This window comes from Gluconobacter sphaericus, from assembly GCF_016757795.1.
Lineage (GTDB): Bacteria > Pseudomonadota > Alphaproteobacteria > Acetobacterales > Acetobacteraceae > Gluconobacter > Gluconobacter sphaericus.
The window spans coordinates 1,133,026-1,147,049 of the sequence record NZ_CP068419.1 but is presented as its reverse complement, the minus strand read 5'-3'; the positions used below and the strand labels follow the sequence as shown (position 1 = coordinate 1,147,049).

The 14,024-nt window shown below is 55.5% G+C and carries 10 protein-coding genes and 1 pseudogene; 2 read left to right on the top strand and 9 right to left on the bottom strand.

The window, feature by feature from the left end; all coding sequences use genetic code 11:
• Positions 1-97: 97 nt before the first annotated feature.
• The 6 genes and pseudogenes from IGS75_RS05455 to IGS75_RS05430 form a co-directional block, all read right to left on the bottom strand.
• A pseudogene (locus IGS75_RS05455) lies at positions 98-853 on the bottom strand (IS5 family transposase).
• A 228-nt stretch (positions 854-1,081) separates the two neighbouring features.
• Positions 1,082-2,929, bottom strand: a complete 1,848-nt coding sequence (locus tag IGS75_RS05450; RefSeq protein ID WP_202257864.1) for a glycosyltransferase family 2 protein — start codon at positions 2,927-2,929, stop codon at positions 1,082-1,084.
• A gap of 34 nt (positions 2,930-2,963) precedes the next feature.
• Positions 2,964-3,623 (bottom strand): histidine phosphatase family protein, encoded by a 660-nt coding sequence (locus tag IGS75_RS05445; RefSeq protein ID WP_202257863.1) that lies wholly within the window; start codon positions 3,621-3,623, stop codon positions 2,964-2,966.
• A gap of 49 nt (positions 3,624-3,672) precedes the next feature.
• Positions 3,673-4,605, bottom strand: coding sequence for a ribose-phosphate pyrophosphokinase (locus IGS75_RS05440; RefSeq protein WP_141353412.1), 933 nt, complete (start codon positions 4,603-4,605; stop codon positions 3,673-3,675).
• 140 nt (positions 4,606-4,745) lie between these two features.
• Positions 4,746-5,681 (bottom strand): hypothetical protein, encoded by a 936-nt coding sequence (locus IGS75_RS05435; protein WP_202257862.1) that lies wholly within the window; start codon positions 5,679-5,681, stop codon positions 4,746-4,748.
• A gap of 77 nt (positions 5,682-5,758) precedes the next feature.
• Positions 5,759-6,877, bottom strand: coding sequence for an energy transducer TonB (locus tag IGS75_RS05430; RefSeq protein ID WP_202257861.1), 1,119 nt, complete (start codon positions 6,875-6,877; stop codon positions 5,759-5,761).
• Between the two features lie 237 nt (positions 6,878-7,114).
• Between IGS75_RS05430 and IGS75_RS05425 the strand changes: the two genes are divergently transcribed.
• Entirely contained in the window at positions 7,115-7,765 is a 651-nt protein-coding gene (locus tag IGS75_RS05425) for a DNA-3-methyladenine glycosylase family protein (protein ID WP_408876142.1), read from the top strand.
• A 15-nt stretch (positions 7,766-7,780) separates the two neighbouring features.
• Here the strand turns inward: IGS75_RS05425 and IGS75_RS05420 are convergent, their stop codons facing one another.
• The 3 genes from IGS75_RS05420 to IGS75_RS05410 all read right to left on the bottom strand — a co-directional run bounded on the left by IGS75_RS05420 (position 7,781) and on the right by IGS75_RS05410 (position 12,068).
• Positions 7,781-10,144, bottom strand: coding sequence for a putative bifunctional diguanylate cyclase/phosphodiesterase (locus tag IGS75_RS05420; RefSeq protein WP_202257859.1), 2,364 nt, complete (start codon positions 10,142-10,144; stop codon positions 7,781-7,783).
• Positions 10,145-10,354: 210 nt separating this feature from the next.
• Entirely contained in the window at positions 10,355-11,083 is a 729-nt protein-coding gene (locus IGS75_RS05415; RefSeq protein WP_141353402.1) for a hypothetical protein, read from the bottom strand.
• Positions 11,084-11,300: 217 nt separating this feature from the next.
• Positions 11,301-12,068 carry an alpha/beta fold hydrolase gene (locus IGS75_RS05410; RefSeq protein ID WP_141353400.1) on the bottom strand — a complete coding sequence of 256 codons (768 nt, stop codon included), beginning with the start codon at positions 12,066-12,068 and terminating at the stop codon, positions 11,301-11,303.
• Between the two features lie 167 nt (positions 12,069-12,235).
• Between IGS75_RS05410 and IGS75_RS05405 the strand changes: the two genes are divergently transcribed.
• Entirely contained in the window at positions 12,236-14,014 is a 1,779-nt protein-coding gene (locus tag IGS75_RS05405; RefSeq protein ID WP_202258241.1) for a chloride channel protein, read from the top strand.
• Positions 14,015-14,024 lie beyond the last annotated feature (10 nt).

Genomic DNA, 14,024 nt, shown 5'->3' with positions numbered 1-14,024 from the left:
AACCGGCCATGTGGACCTTCACAAGAGGGAAGCCTGCAAGACTGCTCTTATTTACAGGTGGGGAACACTGGTTCCTTATGAGAGCTCTTTTGGAAATTCAGGGATGAGCATTTCGGCGTAGCATGAGGCTTCCCATGGCGATGTGGATCATGGCCTCTGCCACGTCGATACGCTGTTCGTAATCCCTCACCAGTCGGCGCCAGCGGATCATCCAGCAGAATGTCCGTTCAACGACCCATCGACGTGGCAGAATTTCAAATCCTTTTACCGTATCTGAGCGCCGTATGATCTCGACCGTGAAGTCGTGAAAGGCGGCTTTGTCCATCAACTGCAGGTGGTCATAGGCCCCATCTGCGAAGAAATGCTTCACCCACGGCCAGCGTTGGCGGATAGCATCCAGGATCATCTGTCCACCCGCACTATCCGAAATATCGGCTGGTGTCAGCCTGACCAGAAGCAGTCGGCCATCGGTATCGACCGCGATATGACGCTTGCGGCCAACGATCTTCTTGCCGGCGTCATAGCCACGGGTCTTTGCATGAGGAGCCTTGATACTCTGGCTATCGATAACGCCCCCAGATGGACTGGCCTCGCGTCCCGTAGCTTCACGATCAAGCATCAGGCAGACATCATGGATGGTTTGAAACAGGAAACGGCGCATTAGCCTGCGGAACCACCAATAGACGGTCTGCCATGGACCAAAATGAACAGGCAACATTTCCTAGCCACGCCGGTTCAAAGGCGGCATCAGGGGCGCTATGCGATCCCATTCTTCATCGGTCAGATCAGACGGATAACGCTTCGTCTTGCCTGTAATGTCGGCCATTCGGCCGCGTTGTTCTGGCGTCCACATCCTGAGTTTGAATCACGCAACAGACACCCTGAAAACCACTCACGCTCAATTTCCAAAAGGACTCTAAAGCCTCTTCTCCAATAAAAATTGAATGCTCTTCATTGTTCGAATTTCTCAGGTTGGACAGCACACCGCCACCTGAGAATATACGAAAAAATAGTGTGCAGTAAATATCAATGCTTTATAGATTTAAGAAATATTTATGGTATATTTTTCTTAAATATTATATTATTTTTGAAGTCTTTCCTGTCTCCATAAAGAACATAAATTTTCCCATGTCTGCTTGGTATGTGAGTCAATTCGATCATCCAGTAACATGATCTGAAGACTTTCCTCAACGAAGACTGCAGATGCCTTGTGGTATTTTGAAATTATTTCTTGTATCGCGTCTGAGACGCCAGGGATTTTTAGAAGACGACGCACTTCGGCATATATATCTTCAGATAGACGGGAAGCAGTAGATACTCCTTCAACCTTAAAAGTCTGCGCGAATAAATCAAAAATCGCAGGGTTATTGTATCTGAAATGTTTGTTTTTAATGACACCTTTTCCGTCATTTTCGCCACGAGAAAATTTCCAGATATATTCTTCGAAGGAACGTAGGTGGTAATGACAGACATGAGCCCATTCCGTCGGGGTTTGCGTAAAGTTCAAATCTTCATTTGTCGTCTGATTCTGGGAATAAATATTTCCATCTACCGTCGCATATATTCGTCCAGAGTATGAGCATTCCGGATGATGTGCGTAGGAATAATTAAATAGATTTGTTTTAAAAATGGACTTAACAAGAGGATGTTTATCGCCTTCTATGAAGCGGTCTGCAGACAATCCGTTTGACCATGTCAAATGGTTGTTGGGATAATACACTCTCCAGTTCAAGAAAAAGCAGTCTACGCCCTGTTCATCTCGGGCGGAAATAATAGGGAGTATACTATTTTTACTTCCTTGTGATGGAAGAATGGCTTCATCGATATCGACAACTGCACACCAGCGGAAATCAAGAATTTCAGGAAGTGTTGTCAAAGCGTGATTGTAGGCTTTGTACTGCATGTTGATGCCCGGGATATGGTTTCCGGTATTGTTGATCCAGGTAATTTCTTCATTTTTCGCAAGAACTTGCAGGAGGGCATCAGAGCCATCTGTATTGTCATTGGTATAAATAAAGAAATCTTTTATTCCGATGACGCGGTGATGTGCTATCCATTCCAGAAAGTAAATCCCTTCATCTCGGGCTGTCGCCAGAAGAGCAATGTCTTGTCTGCTTTCGATCGCTTCCCGGGCGATACCAAGAATTATAGATCCCCAGTAAATTCCGTTTCCGCGATCTCTGATATGTCCATACCCTAGGAAATCATATTCGCCTGCGGCTTTTCTGATGGAACAGCCATTTCTACGCATATTCCACTGTGCTAGTTCTAGGAGTGTCCTGTGGACCCATTCTGCGTGAGGGATATAGTTGATTATTTCAAGAATATTGAAATAATTTTCATCGGGGAGATTGAGAAAAGCAGTTATAAGGATCTTGGAAAAAATTTTACGACGTGTTGCGTTCAGGGATCGGATAAATATATTAAAAATCTCAACCCTGATATTTTTGTTCGATTGACTTATTTCAAAAATGGATTTTTCTATATTGTTTTTATTTGAAATAAACTTATTTATTTCATTAAATATTGTTGTAGATTTTTCGTCTATTGTAACCCGGTTGGGAGATAAGAAAAAAAATTCCCATTCTCGGCTTTCATCTCGATTGAAGGCAAGATTTCCAAAGGGATCTGCTGAAAAAAACTTTTTTTCTTCAAGGGAAAGAAGGGACAACTTATTATTGTTTTGAAATCCGGTTTCAAAAACGAAAAACCTATCCTTGAAAAGGGTGTTTTCTTCAGGATAAATTTTTTCCACGTCCTCCCCGATATTGACGGGTGCGACAATAAAGAAAGCTGGATTTTCCGAAGATTGGGCAATGACGACGTCAATGTACGACGCCTGTTTTTCATTTGAATGTTTTAAGATACGATCTTCCGAACAGAAAAATAGAGTGGTTCCATGAAATGTTTTTAAATGGAAGAATTCCATTCCATTATTCTCCTCTAGAAGATCTTTTATAAGATCATTGTTTACTTTTATATTCAAGAGGGCCAGTGGGGTGTATTGGAGCGCAATTTGTCGCGGAGATTGATGTATCCAGCATCTCAGTCTGCCAACCTGCTTGCGTGAATTTCAACGCGACCGGTACTGCATTGGGAAGGCGTATGTCGACCGGAAGCTTCATCGCATGTCGCAGCCCTCTGAACAGGGCACCATGCGCAACAATCAGGGGAATATCGGGTTTTTTCAGTGCATCATTAACGGCCAGACGAGCTCTCTCGGTCAATGATGCAAAGCTTTCAGCATCTTCGGGGGTAAGGCCGTCTTCAATCCATGGTCTGTACCAATCCCCCATGGGGGTGCCTTCCTGAATTCCGAAGCAGACTTCCTGTAAATTATCATCCACATGCAGCGGAAGGGTGATACCCGTGTAGTCCTGAATTGTTTTCTGAACAGTTTCTGCCGTGACGAAAGCACGTGTCAGAGGAGAGGATACGATACGGGCAAAAGGTTTTTGCTCATTGTCGAAAAGGCGAGCAAGAGCCCTGCCAGCCTGCAGAGCCTGTTGTCGGCCGGTTTCATTGAGCGGAATATCAGTCCGACCTTGTGCCAGTCCCTGACAATTCCAGTCGGTCTCACCGTGACGGAGATACCAATATGGCTTGGAGGCAATCTGCGACATAGGGAAGTCCATTCACGAAGGCTGGACCATGAAGCAGGCCGGTGAAAAATCAGTCGAAGAGAGAAGAGACCGAGCTTTCATCGGCAACGGCGCTCATGGCCCGGGCCAGCAGGTTGGCTGTGGTGATCTGACGGATGTTCGGGGTTTCGAGAAGAGCCTCGGTTGCCGGAATACTGTCAGTCAGTGTTAGCATGTTCAAAGGACTGTCTTTCACGCGCAGGCAGGCATTGCCAGTCAGAACGCCGTGAGTGACATAAGCTTCAACGCCTTCTGCGCCACGGCTCATGAGGGCATTGGCAGCGTTGCACAGCGATCCGCCACTGTCGATGATATCGTCTACCAGCACGCAGTAGCGGCCGGCGACGTCACCGATGACGTTCATGACTTCCGACACTCCGGCACGCTCACGGCGCTTGTCGATGATGGCGAGATCCACATTCAGGCGCTGTGCGAGTTGGCGGGCACGGACCACACCACCGACATCCGGGGATACAATGATGAGTTCACGGTCCGGCAGACGTGTCTTGAGGTCGCGCACGAAAAGCGGCGCGGCATAGAGGTTGTCCGTAGGGATGTCGAAGAAGCCTTGGATCTGCATGGCGTGCAAATCCATCGTCAGGATGCGGTTGGCGCCGGCTTCGGTCAGGAGGTTTGCCACCAGCTTGGCGCTGATGGGCGTCCGGGGGCCGGATTTACGGTCCTGCCGGGCGTAGCCGAAATACGGCATGACGGCTGTGACGCGCTTGGCCGACCCGCGACGCAGCGCATCGAGCATGACCAGCAGTTCCATGAGATGGTCATTCGTCGGCATGCAGGTGCTCTGCACGACGAAGACATCTTCACCGCGAACGTTTTCCTGAATCTCGACGAACACCTCGCCATCGGCGAAGCGTTTTACCACGGTCTTGCACAGCGGCATCCGCAGCTCATGTGCGACCGCACGGGCCAGCGGCAGGTTACTGTTGCAGGCTACGATCTTCATGAAAAACGGCCTCGTCCGGTGTCCGACAGGGAAGTTGTGGGCCTTCTAACAGTGCAGGAGCGCCCTGTCATCCATCCAGTCTCATTGTTTGTGCGTACCAGTCCTGCAAAAGAAAGCATGGCTGTCGGAGGGCAAAAGTCTCAGGCTGCTTTTTTCGGTGCGGGTTTTGTTTCCGGCAGGGGGGCGTGGTTACGGCCTGAATAGTTGGTGACGATGGTGCGTACGCCCTGTGCGGCTTCATCGGCGGCCATGTCAGCTGCATCGCCCCAGGCCCCGTCCAGCGAATGAGGTGCGATGTCGTGAAGCTGGGTTGCGGCCCCGGCTTCCTTCCCGTCCGGGGTCAGGACATGCCAGACGATTTCGATATGATCGACTGCGTGCCCGGTGCTGCCTGGCGCGCCCGTTTTGAGATCGACCGTGCCGCGGACGACGAAATCCGCGCCTTTTTCGGTCGTCGTCACCGTGTTGGTCTTGTCCGGGAGAGACGCATAGAAGGCGCGGGCCAGGGATATGTTTCCGTCTCCGGGGGCGCCAGTGACACCCTTGAAACAGATCTTTGCCGGCCGGTTCATGAGACTGTGCGGGTCCTGCTGCATCATGTTGGCCTGGATGCCCGTCAGCAGGTTCGCCAGTTGCGGAGCTTCCTGAACAGCGGCGCCCTGAAGTGCCAGCCTGTCTCCAGCGCTCCAGCCTGCCATATCAACGGCAGGACCATCCGTTTCCGCACGGATTTTTCCTTCCGGTGTCATGATGACGTAATGGGGTACTATGGCCCCGTTCCGTGTGGCCGCGCTCATTTTCAGCCACCAGTCTCCCTTTTTGCGAGGCTGTGCGATGGCCGGGACGGACTGGCCGACCATCGCCTGCGCCATGTCATGGGCCCAGAGGGCGGCAGCATCGTCAGACAGCAGGGACTCCGTGGGGGTTGGGACGGCTAGCCGGGCCGGAGGCAGATTGGCCGTCGTCAAATATCTGGCCTGCTGCCCAGGGTCGGCGAAAGGTCGCGAAAGGCTGAAGCATCCTCCCAGAACAAGGGGAAAGCAGAGAGGCAGCAGAACAAAACAGAAGCGGCGCATCGGGGCTCCGGTAACAGGGCAGTGACCCGGTGGACTGTATGGGATTGCGGCTCCGTTGTCGAAGCCGTGCGTCCTCCTTACCGGCGGATCAGAATGTAGTTGATCGTTACGTCGATATCGAAATGGTCGCCCTTCATGTCCGGCGGAACCGGCGGCAGATGCGCCCCTTGGAACATGCCGGTCGTCGCGGCATCCAGCGAGTACGATCCGGACTGGCTCACCAGCCGGACGGATTTCACATGTCCCGAACGGTCCAACACGACATGCACTGACGACGGACCATCCTCGCCGGCGCGGGCAGCTTCTTCCGGATAGTACATATGAGCCCGGATCCAGCGGTCGATTTCCCCGCCGTAATCCTCGCTGACGCCCTTGACGCTCGTGCGGGTCTGATACGGCGCGTTGATGGCACCATTCATGCTGAGTGGCCCCAGGGACATATCGATCGGGCCACCGGAACCGGACGCACGTCCACGACGGTGGCGATAGGGCGAGGGCTGCTCGCCGAACGACAGATCCATCGGATGCGCGAACGGGTTGTTCCGGTCGGAGCGAACAGAACGCTGCGAGTGATGGGCATGCGGCGATGTTTGCTGGCTGCGCTGGTTCGGGGCCGCGCCCGGTGTGACGGGGGCCGGGGTTGGCGCTGTCTTGGGCAATTCGGCCGAAGGTTCCTGCGGGACATCAGGCGCGGCGGGTGTCTCGGGGGTCGGGACGGCCGGTGTGGGCGTGGATTGTTCCTTCTGTGGCTGCTGCTGGTTTTCCTGAGTTTCTTCGGGGCTCTGTGCAGACGGAGGTGGCGGAGCGCCACCTTCGTCGCGCGCACGAGGGCCGCGCATGCTGCTTTTCGACGGCGGCGTATCGAAAACCATTTCAACCTGCGGCTGTTCCTGCCCAGCAGGCGAGCCGTGCATGCCATGATGCTGCATCAGAAGGAACGCCAGAATGGCCACGTGCAGTCCCGCCGAGAAAATGAACGGAACCGTCGGCCCGTTCTCGACGATGGTCTGCGGCCGCATCATCGGCGTCAGGACCGGGCGCACCGGAACCGATGGCGGAACGTAATCCCTCAGCCGCTCCCGAGTTCCGGCGGGGGCGTGTTGCGGGCGTGCAGGAGCGGTCCGCGCCGAGGGGGCGAAGAGCTGGGGTTCGCGCTTCTGCGGCTTTTCAGATGTGACAATAACCGTTCCGCTCATACGCGGCACAGCCCGTCTGAAAAGGACCTGGCAGAAAACAGCCGGTCGGCGAAGAGAAGGTGGCGTCGCATCATCGCCAGACCTTTTGCACCAGGGCGGTCGGGGTTGTCATCCGGCAGGCTGGTTATCCGGGGCTGGGGGTGGGCGTCTGTATTGGCGTATCATGACAGTAATGCGAGACCCAAGAAAGACACAAAGAGTCACGCAAACCTTAACTTCTGGAAAGGCATGCTCCTGATGGCTGATTCTGCCACGCTGTTTCTAGGCGCGGATCCCGATCTTGCCGCTGTCATCGCCCGTATCGGGCCATGCACGCTGCGCGGGGATGACGGGCAGGAACCCTATGATGCTCTTCTGCGGGCCATCGCCGGCCAGCAGCTACATGGCGCGGCGGCCCGAAAAATATTCGGCCGCCTCTGTCTTCTGGGCGCGCAGGAGAGCGTTGACGGACCGCCACCTGCGCCCGGGCGGATTCTGTCCCTTTCCGAAGAAAAACTGCGGGCCTGTGGTCTTTCGGGAAACAAACTTCTGGCCATGAAAGGCCTCGCGCAGGCCCGACTTGATGGTCTCGTCCCCAGTCGCGCCGAGGCATCTGCCATGACGGATGAAGAGCTGATCGATCGTCTTGTCACCCTGCGTGGCATTGGTCGATGGACGGTCGAGATGCTCCTGATGTTCACGCTCAACCGGCCTGACGTGATGCCGGTTGATGATTTCGGCGTGCGGGAGGGATGGAGACGGATCCGGAAAATGGATTTGCCTCCCAAGCCGAAAATACTGAAAGAGGAAACGGAACGTTTCGCTCCCCATCGCTCGACGTTGGCTTGGTATTGCTGGCGTGTGTCCGAGGAAGGAAAAAAAACGGCGCCTAATCCGCTGACCTCGTGAGGGCCGCCTTGGGAGTTACGAGGATTCCAGTATGGCTGGGGTCGTGGCCATGAACCGCTTGGTATCTTCCGGGGAAAGCGGACGTGACAGCAGATATCCCTGGACTTCTGTGCAGCCGAGGCGCCTGAGATAGGATAGCTGTTCCTGGCGTTCCACACCTTCCGCCGTAACCGCCACGCCCAGATCAATGGACAGATCAACCACAGCTCGCACAATAGAGGCCGCGCGGGATTCGCGTAGCATGTCCCGTACAAAAAGGCCGTCCAACTTGATTTTCGAAAACGGGAAAAAGCGCAGATATCCGAGTGATGAGAATCCCTTGCCGAAATCATCGAGCGCGATGGAAATCCCGGCACTCTGAAGACGGCTCAGCAGGGTGAAGGTCGCGGCATCCGGCTCCATGAAGATGTTTTCGGTCATCTCGATCTGCAGGTAGCGAGCCGGGAAGCCGGTCTTTTCAAGGATACGGAACGTGTCCTTCAGGAAAGCAGGGGCCTCGAGCTGGCCGACCGAAACGTTGATCGACAACACCAGTCCCTCATCCCATTCGCGGGCGAAAACGCAGGCTTTCTCCATGACATAGACGCCAAGGCGATGGATCAGCCCGGCTTCTTCCGCCAATTGGATGATCCGTTCGGGCGGGACACGGCCATATTCTGGATGTGACCAGCGGATCAGCGCCTCGAATCCACAGAGTTTCTGGCTCTGTGTGTTAAAGAAGGGCTGATAGACAATGCCCAGTATCCCCTCGTCCAGCGCCTCGGGAAGCGCGCGGATCAGGTCACGGTTGCGCTTGGCCACGGTGCGCAGTTCAGGATTGTAGAAACGGTGTGTGTGACCACCCAGACTTTTGGCTTCGTAAAGCGCAAGGTCGCTGGCCTCCAGCAGGCTTCCCACCCGTTCCGTTCCTCCGATCGAGAGAACGATTCCCACGCTGAGGCCGACCGCGCAGCGCACACCTTCCCCGATGCGGATGGGAACATTCGTCAGCGCGTTGATCAGTCCCGTAGCCGTGTTGGCCGCTTGGGCAGGCGTTGTCTGACGTTCCAGCAACATGAACTCGTCGCCGCCAAACCGATAAAGCCTGTGGCGCTCGTTGAGCGTCCTGCTCAGCACGACTGTGACTTTCCGGAGCATCTCGTCGCCGACGGAGTGGCCATACCGATCGTTGATCTGCTTGAAGCCGTCCAGATCGAGATTGAGCAGTGCGAAGGCTTCGCCCGTGCGCTCGGCCTCGATGAGATAGGTTTCCATGTCGTCGAGGAAGGCGCCGCGGTTGGGCAGACCGGTCAGCAGATCATGCCTTGCCCGGAAAGAGGCGCTTTCCTGGGCCCAGTGTGTCTGGGTTACGTCGGTTCCGACGCCGCGATAACCGATGAAATTCCGATCCTGAAAAATGGGGCGCCCACTCAGCGACCAGAAGCGCTGTTGGCCATGGAGTGCTCCCGACACCACGATGTCCCGGAAGAAGATTCGGTTGTCGAAGCACTGCCGCAGGCGTCCAAAGCCTGTCCGTTCGTCTCTGTCGAAAGCCGCGGGGCCTGCCAGATCGGACAGGATGTCAAAGAAGTTCCGGTTTTCCAGCCATTCCCGGCTGTTGCCGAACGCAGAGGCCAGGCTGGCCGAGACATTCTTCAACGTTCCGGACGTGGAGGTCTCCCACAGCCAGTCGCCGGTATCATCATCCGCATTCCGCAACAGGAGTTGGACAATGCTGTTGCGCTGTTCCAGCGAATACCGGTTGACCAGAAACGCTACGAACAGTGTCCGGACCGCCATGGTCAGGGACAGGACAAAAAACAGGTAAATGGCCAGTTCGATGGCGGTATAGAAATAGAACGAGCCGTGATCGATTTCCCATGACTGGAAAAGGGCGAGGCAGCACGACAGGACCAGCATGAGCGCAATGATTTCTCCCATGCCGGCCAAGGGCATCAGTGTGATGGTCGTCGCTGTCAGGCCAACCATAATGCCGGCGACCAGGACCCTGTCATTGGCATCGCCATAGGGGAACACCATGACCGGAAGTGTGATCCAGCAGAGCGCAAATGCGAAATTGAGCCCCTTGAGGATCCACGACTGCTTGGTATCGACCAGTTTCTCGGTCGGGATTGCATAGAAGCAGATATTGTAGACCAGCAGCAGGAATAGGACGGCCCCGCAGAGAATCATGCCGTAGGTCGGGTAGTTCCGCATCAAGCAGAGGCCGGCGATAGGGCCACAGCTGATCTGAGGAAGGAAATGAAAGAAGTTCAGCCCCCGCAGGACGCGGCAGCGTGACAGCCGGATGTCTTCTTCCGCTCCCTCCGGGATTTCCGTCCGGAAAGAGAAAAGTCGGGCAAGCCGCACCTGTTTCATCAGGGTCAGCAGGGCGGTCATTGCGCTGCGTCTGACTGGGACGAGACAGCAAGATTCGATGAAACAGGCAGAAGCATCATGAACCTTCCCAATAGAGGAGGAGGGGGCCACGATGACAGGGATTTATGAAGTTTTTCTTTGCGGTGGACGAATCTGTCGATGGCAACATCTCCGCACGCCGGTTATGGCACGCCGGGCACGGAGATAGCCGATAAGGGCTTATAGATTGCGTTAGTGCGCCATTTCAGGCGTGGTAGCGTAAATCTCGAAGCTCGCTTTTTCAAACATTTCAATGCATTCACGCATGTTGGCGGTCAGGGCTGCACGTGTGATGTCCGGATCTTTAGATGGGTAGTAAGCGCGAGCTAGATCCTCGTCGATTTCCAGATGGGACGGTCCGTCATGCTCATGCTCGTCATGGGCCAGACCCCAGGTCCAGTAATTCTTGGCGAACAGGCCGGTGAACTTCGGCGCGTGGCACAAATAGGCGGCGAGTTCTTCGGCGATGTATTCCACAGCGGCCAACCAGGAGAAAAATATCACAGGATCTTCGCTGTCGGCATTAGCAATCAGCTTCTGGACGCTCGGAAGCGTGTCATAGTGGGTCCCGAACAGGTCGAGGCCGAATTCTTTTGCGCCATCAGCCCAGAGAATGGCGTGTGAGCCCTCCTCTTCCTTCATTTCCCGCACGGCTTCACGAGCTTCTGAAAAGAAGGTCTTGATCCGGGTTTGTCCGAAGCGCTGGACGAGCGGTTTGATGGGAAGATGGCCGACGCGCACATCAATAGCGCGCTCAAAAGCCTGAATAAAAGGCCACCATCCGATCATCATGGCTCGAATAGTGTCTTTATCGCCATTAGCTGCGCCCCGGGCCAGTGCGGAGGAATAGATTTTCTCTCGTGTAAAGACGCGCATTTCGGCACGATTTACCAAAGTATCGGAGAACAGTAGGGCGTACATCCGCGTAATCCTGATAAAATTATTGTATGAGCCATTCCGGCACTTATGTTTTAGTCGTTAATTTTTCGGAAAAATAAGTTTTTTACTTTAATTTTAATTGAGTTTTATTAAAAAATTAGAAAATTAGTATATTGGAATTTATTTATGTTGCTTAATCAAAACAAATATTCACACAAACCACGCATGTTAATCTGGTTTGATATCGTAATATTTTGTTTCAGGTCAGTTTGAGCAGGAATTCCATCATTTCCTGGAGGAACGCACGTGGCCGTTCAGCATGCAGCCAGTGTCCGGCGTCGGGCAAAGAGTCGATCAACGCGTGAGGAAAAAGAGTCCGGATCTGATCGTGATGCTCGGGGCGGACATAGGGAGACGCCCCGCCCCGCAGGAAAAGAACAGGACCTTCATAGGGGGCAATCTGCAAATCAGGCCAGTTTTCGATTTCGTGAATGTCACGGACGAGATCGTCAAAACCGATGCTCCACCCCGGCGAATCGCCGAGCCGGACGTTTTGCAGAAGGAGTTCGGCAACAGGTCGGCTGCCTGCCACGGGCTCCAGAAGATCCAGTCCTTCCCGCCGTTCGAGCGATGCGGGAAATGTGATGGCAGCTAGTCGGGCGATCATCTCGCCATGCCCGTGACCCGTCCGGGCAGGGGCAATATCCGCGACAAGCAGCTTCGTGACGCGTTCAGGGGCTGCCAGGGCCAACATCATCCCGACCTTCCCGCCCATGGAGTGACCAACGATGGCGAAACGCTCGATCCCCAGATCATCCAGCGTTTCCAGCACGTCCTGCGCCATAAGCGCATAGCTGACGGGGCCATGCGGACTGTGTCCATGGTTACGCAGATCCAGTGCAAGGGTCCGGAAATCCGCAGCCGCACCGCGCTGGAGGAAGCCGAGGTTCCGGCCCCGTCCGAACAGCCCGTGCAGAAAGACGACGGTTTCTGGGCCTTCGCCGCGTTCGATGACATGTAGTTTCATCAATGATCCTTCCATGACGGCTGTTGATCGGCGACGCGCTTGTCGTCAAACAGGATCACACCTGCCGCCCGGGAGCCCGCTTGTCCACCAGTTCCGCCCCTCCGCCCACATCTCCTGACAGCTCTTCCGGCCGTTTTCAGGACATATCCCGCGTCCTGCGCCAGCGGATAAACCGCTTTCAGGCACGTCTGTTTCCCCATGCGCCGTCGAATCTGCGAACCTTGGTCCGTGGAAACGAGATCTGGTTGAGTGTTCTGGCGGGATTCGTCGGGATCCTATCGGGTCTCTGCGTTTTTGTAGTCACCCATCTGACCTTCTTCATGCATCGGCTGTTGTTTGGGGTATCCGGCGTGTCAGGTGGTCATCTGTCCGGGCTGACCGCCCTGCCACCGCTGCGAACAGTGACCGTGCTGACCGGTGGTGGGCTGGTGATCGGACTGTTCGGCATCATGATTGCAAAAATTACGCCTCGTAGTCCTGTGGACCCCATTGAGGCCAATGCGCTGCATGGCGGACGCATGTCTGTTCGGGATAGTCTGGTCATCGTCTGCCAGACAGTCCTGTCCAACGGAGTGGGTGGTTCCATCGGGCTGGAAGCCGGTTTTACCCAGATTGCTGCGGCTTTCGGTTCCCGGATCGGGCGTTCTTTCCGGGTGCGACGCGAGGATCTGCGTGTGCTGGTAGGGGCCGGAGCGGGGGCTGCGATCGGGGCCGCGTTCGATGCTCCAGTAGCGGGCGCGTTCTATGCGTTCGAACTGGTGATCGGATCTTATTCTTTGGGGAGCCTGTCTCCCGTGGCGGTCGCTGCGCTGGCGGGCGTGGGCGTGACGCGTTCGTTGGGAAGTGTCCCGCCAGGCATCGTTATTCCATCGCCGGGCACCTTATCCTGGGAAGGAACTGCCGGGGCGGTCATCATCAGCGTTCTGACGGCCCTGATCGCAATCGGCCTAATGTTCTGCGTCACCCAGACGGAGGGGCTGTTCCGCAGGATGCCCGGACCGGTCTGGCTGCGGCCTGCGGTTGGCGGTCTGATTGTGGGAGGGCTGGCAACGCTTCATCCGTCCGTTCTGTCAGCGGGGCACGATGCGATGCGCGCCGTCTTCGCAGGCAATGTCACTGCGCGAATGGCCGTCGTTCTGTTGCTCCTGAAGGCGCTGGCGTCGTGCCTGTGCATTGGGTCCGGATTTCGCGGAGGGCTGTTTTTCGCGTCGCTGTATCTCGGGTCTCTGGCAGGGACGATCTACGGCACACTTCTGGCGCCGCTGGGCATTGCGCCGGATTCCGTTACGGCCTGCGCGCTGATCGGCATGAGCGCGATGGCCGTAGCCGTCATCGGCAGCCCCATGACAATGGTGTGCCTGATGCTGGAACTGACCGGTAGCGTGTCCATGAGCGGTGCCACGCTGGTGGCTGCGGTCCTGTCTCTTCTGACCGTGCGTCGCCTGTTCGGCTACAGCTTCGCGACATGGCGCTTCCATCTGCGGGGCGAGTCCATTCGCTCCGCTGTCGATATCGGCTGGATGCGCTCACTCAATGTACGCCGCATGATGCGCGGACAGGTCCGGACCCTTCCGGCGGAGACGTCCGTGAACCGGGCACAAACCCTTTTTCCGCCCGGCTCGGCCCAGCGGATCGTGCTGCTTGATGAGGCGGGACACTATGACGGTATTGTTCATCTGGCGGAACTGCACGCCGCCCCTGCCGACCAGACATCCATCAGAACGCTGGCCCTGTTCCGTAACGCCATGCTCACACCGCTTATGAACATCCGCGAGGCGATCGAACTGTTCGAAAAAGCAGAGGCCGATGCGCTTGTCGTCGTCGAGGACCCCCAGTCCCGGCAGGTGATCGGAACCCTGACCGAACAGCACGCCCTGCGCCGCTATGCCGAAGAACTCGAACGCAGCCGCAGAAGCCTTGCGGGTGACGACAGCCTGCCAACCTGACCCGCCTCGG

What these genes read in the sequence shown, in the direction of transcription:
- IGS75_RS05435 (WP_202257862.1), bottom strand. Translation starts at nt 5,681, where the DNA reads ATGCGCCGCTTCTGTTTTGTTCTGCTGCCTCTCTGCTTTCCCCTTGTT.
- IGS75_RS05445 (WP_202257863.1), bottom strand. Translation starts at nt 3,623, where the DNA reads ATGTCGCAGATTGCCTCCAAGCCATATTGGTATCTCCGTCACGGTGAG.
- IGS75_RS05410 (WP_141353400.1), bottom strand. Translation starts at nt 12,068, where the DNA reads ATGAAACTACATGTCATCGAACGCGGCGAAGGCCCAGAAACCGTCGTC.
- IGS75_RS05450 (WP_202257864.1), bottom strand. Translation starts at nt 2,929, where the DNA reads ATGGAATTCTTCCATTTAAAAACATTTCATGGAACCACTCTATTTTTC.
- IGS75_RS05440 (WP_141353412.1), bottom strand. Translation starts at nt 4,605, where the DNA reads ATGAAGATCGTAGCCTGCAACAGTAACCTGCCGCTGGCCCGTGCGGTC.
- IGS75_RS05430 (WP_202257861.1), bottom strand. Translation starts at nt 6,877, where the DNA reads ATGAGCGGAACGGTTATTGTCACATCTGAAAAGCCGCAGAAGCGCGAA.
- IGS75_RS05425 (WP_408876142.1), top strand. Translation starts at nt 7,115, where the DNA reads ATGGCTGATTCTGCCACGCTGTTTCTAGGCGCGGATCCCGATCTTGCC.
- IGS75_RS05420 (WP_202257859.1), bottom strand. Translation starts at nt 10,144, where the DNA reads ATGACCGCCCTGCTGACCCTGATGAAACAGGTGCGGCTTGCCCGACTT.
- IGS75_RS05415 (WP_141353402.1), bottom strand. Translation starts at nt 11,083, where the DNA reads ATGTACGCCCTACTGTTCTCCGATACTTTGGTAAATCGTGCCGAAATG.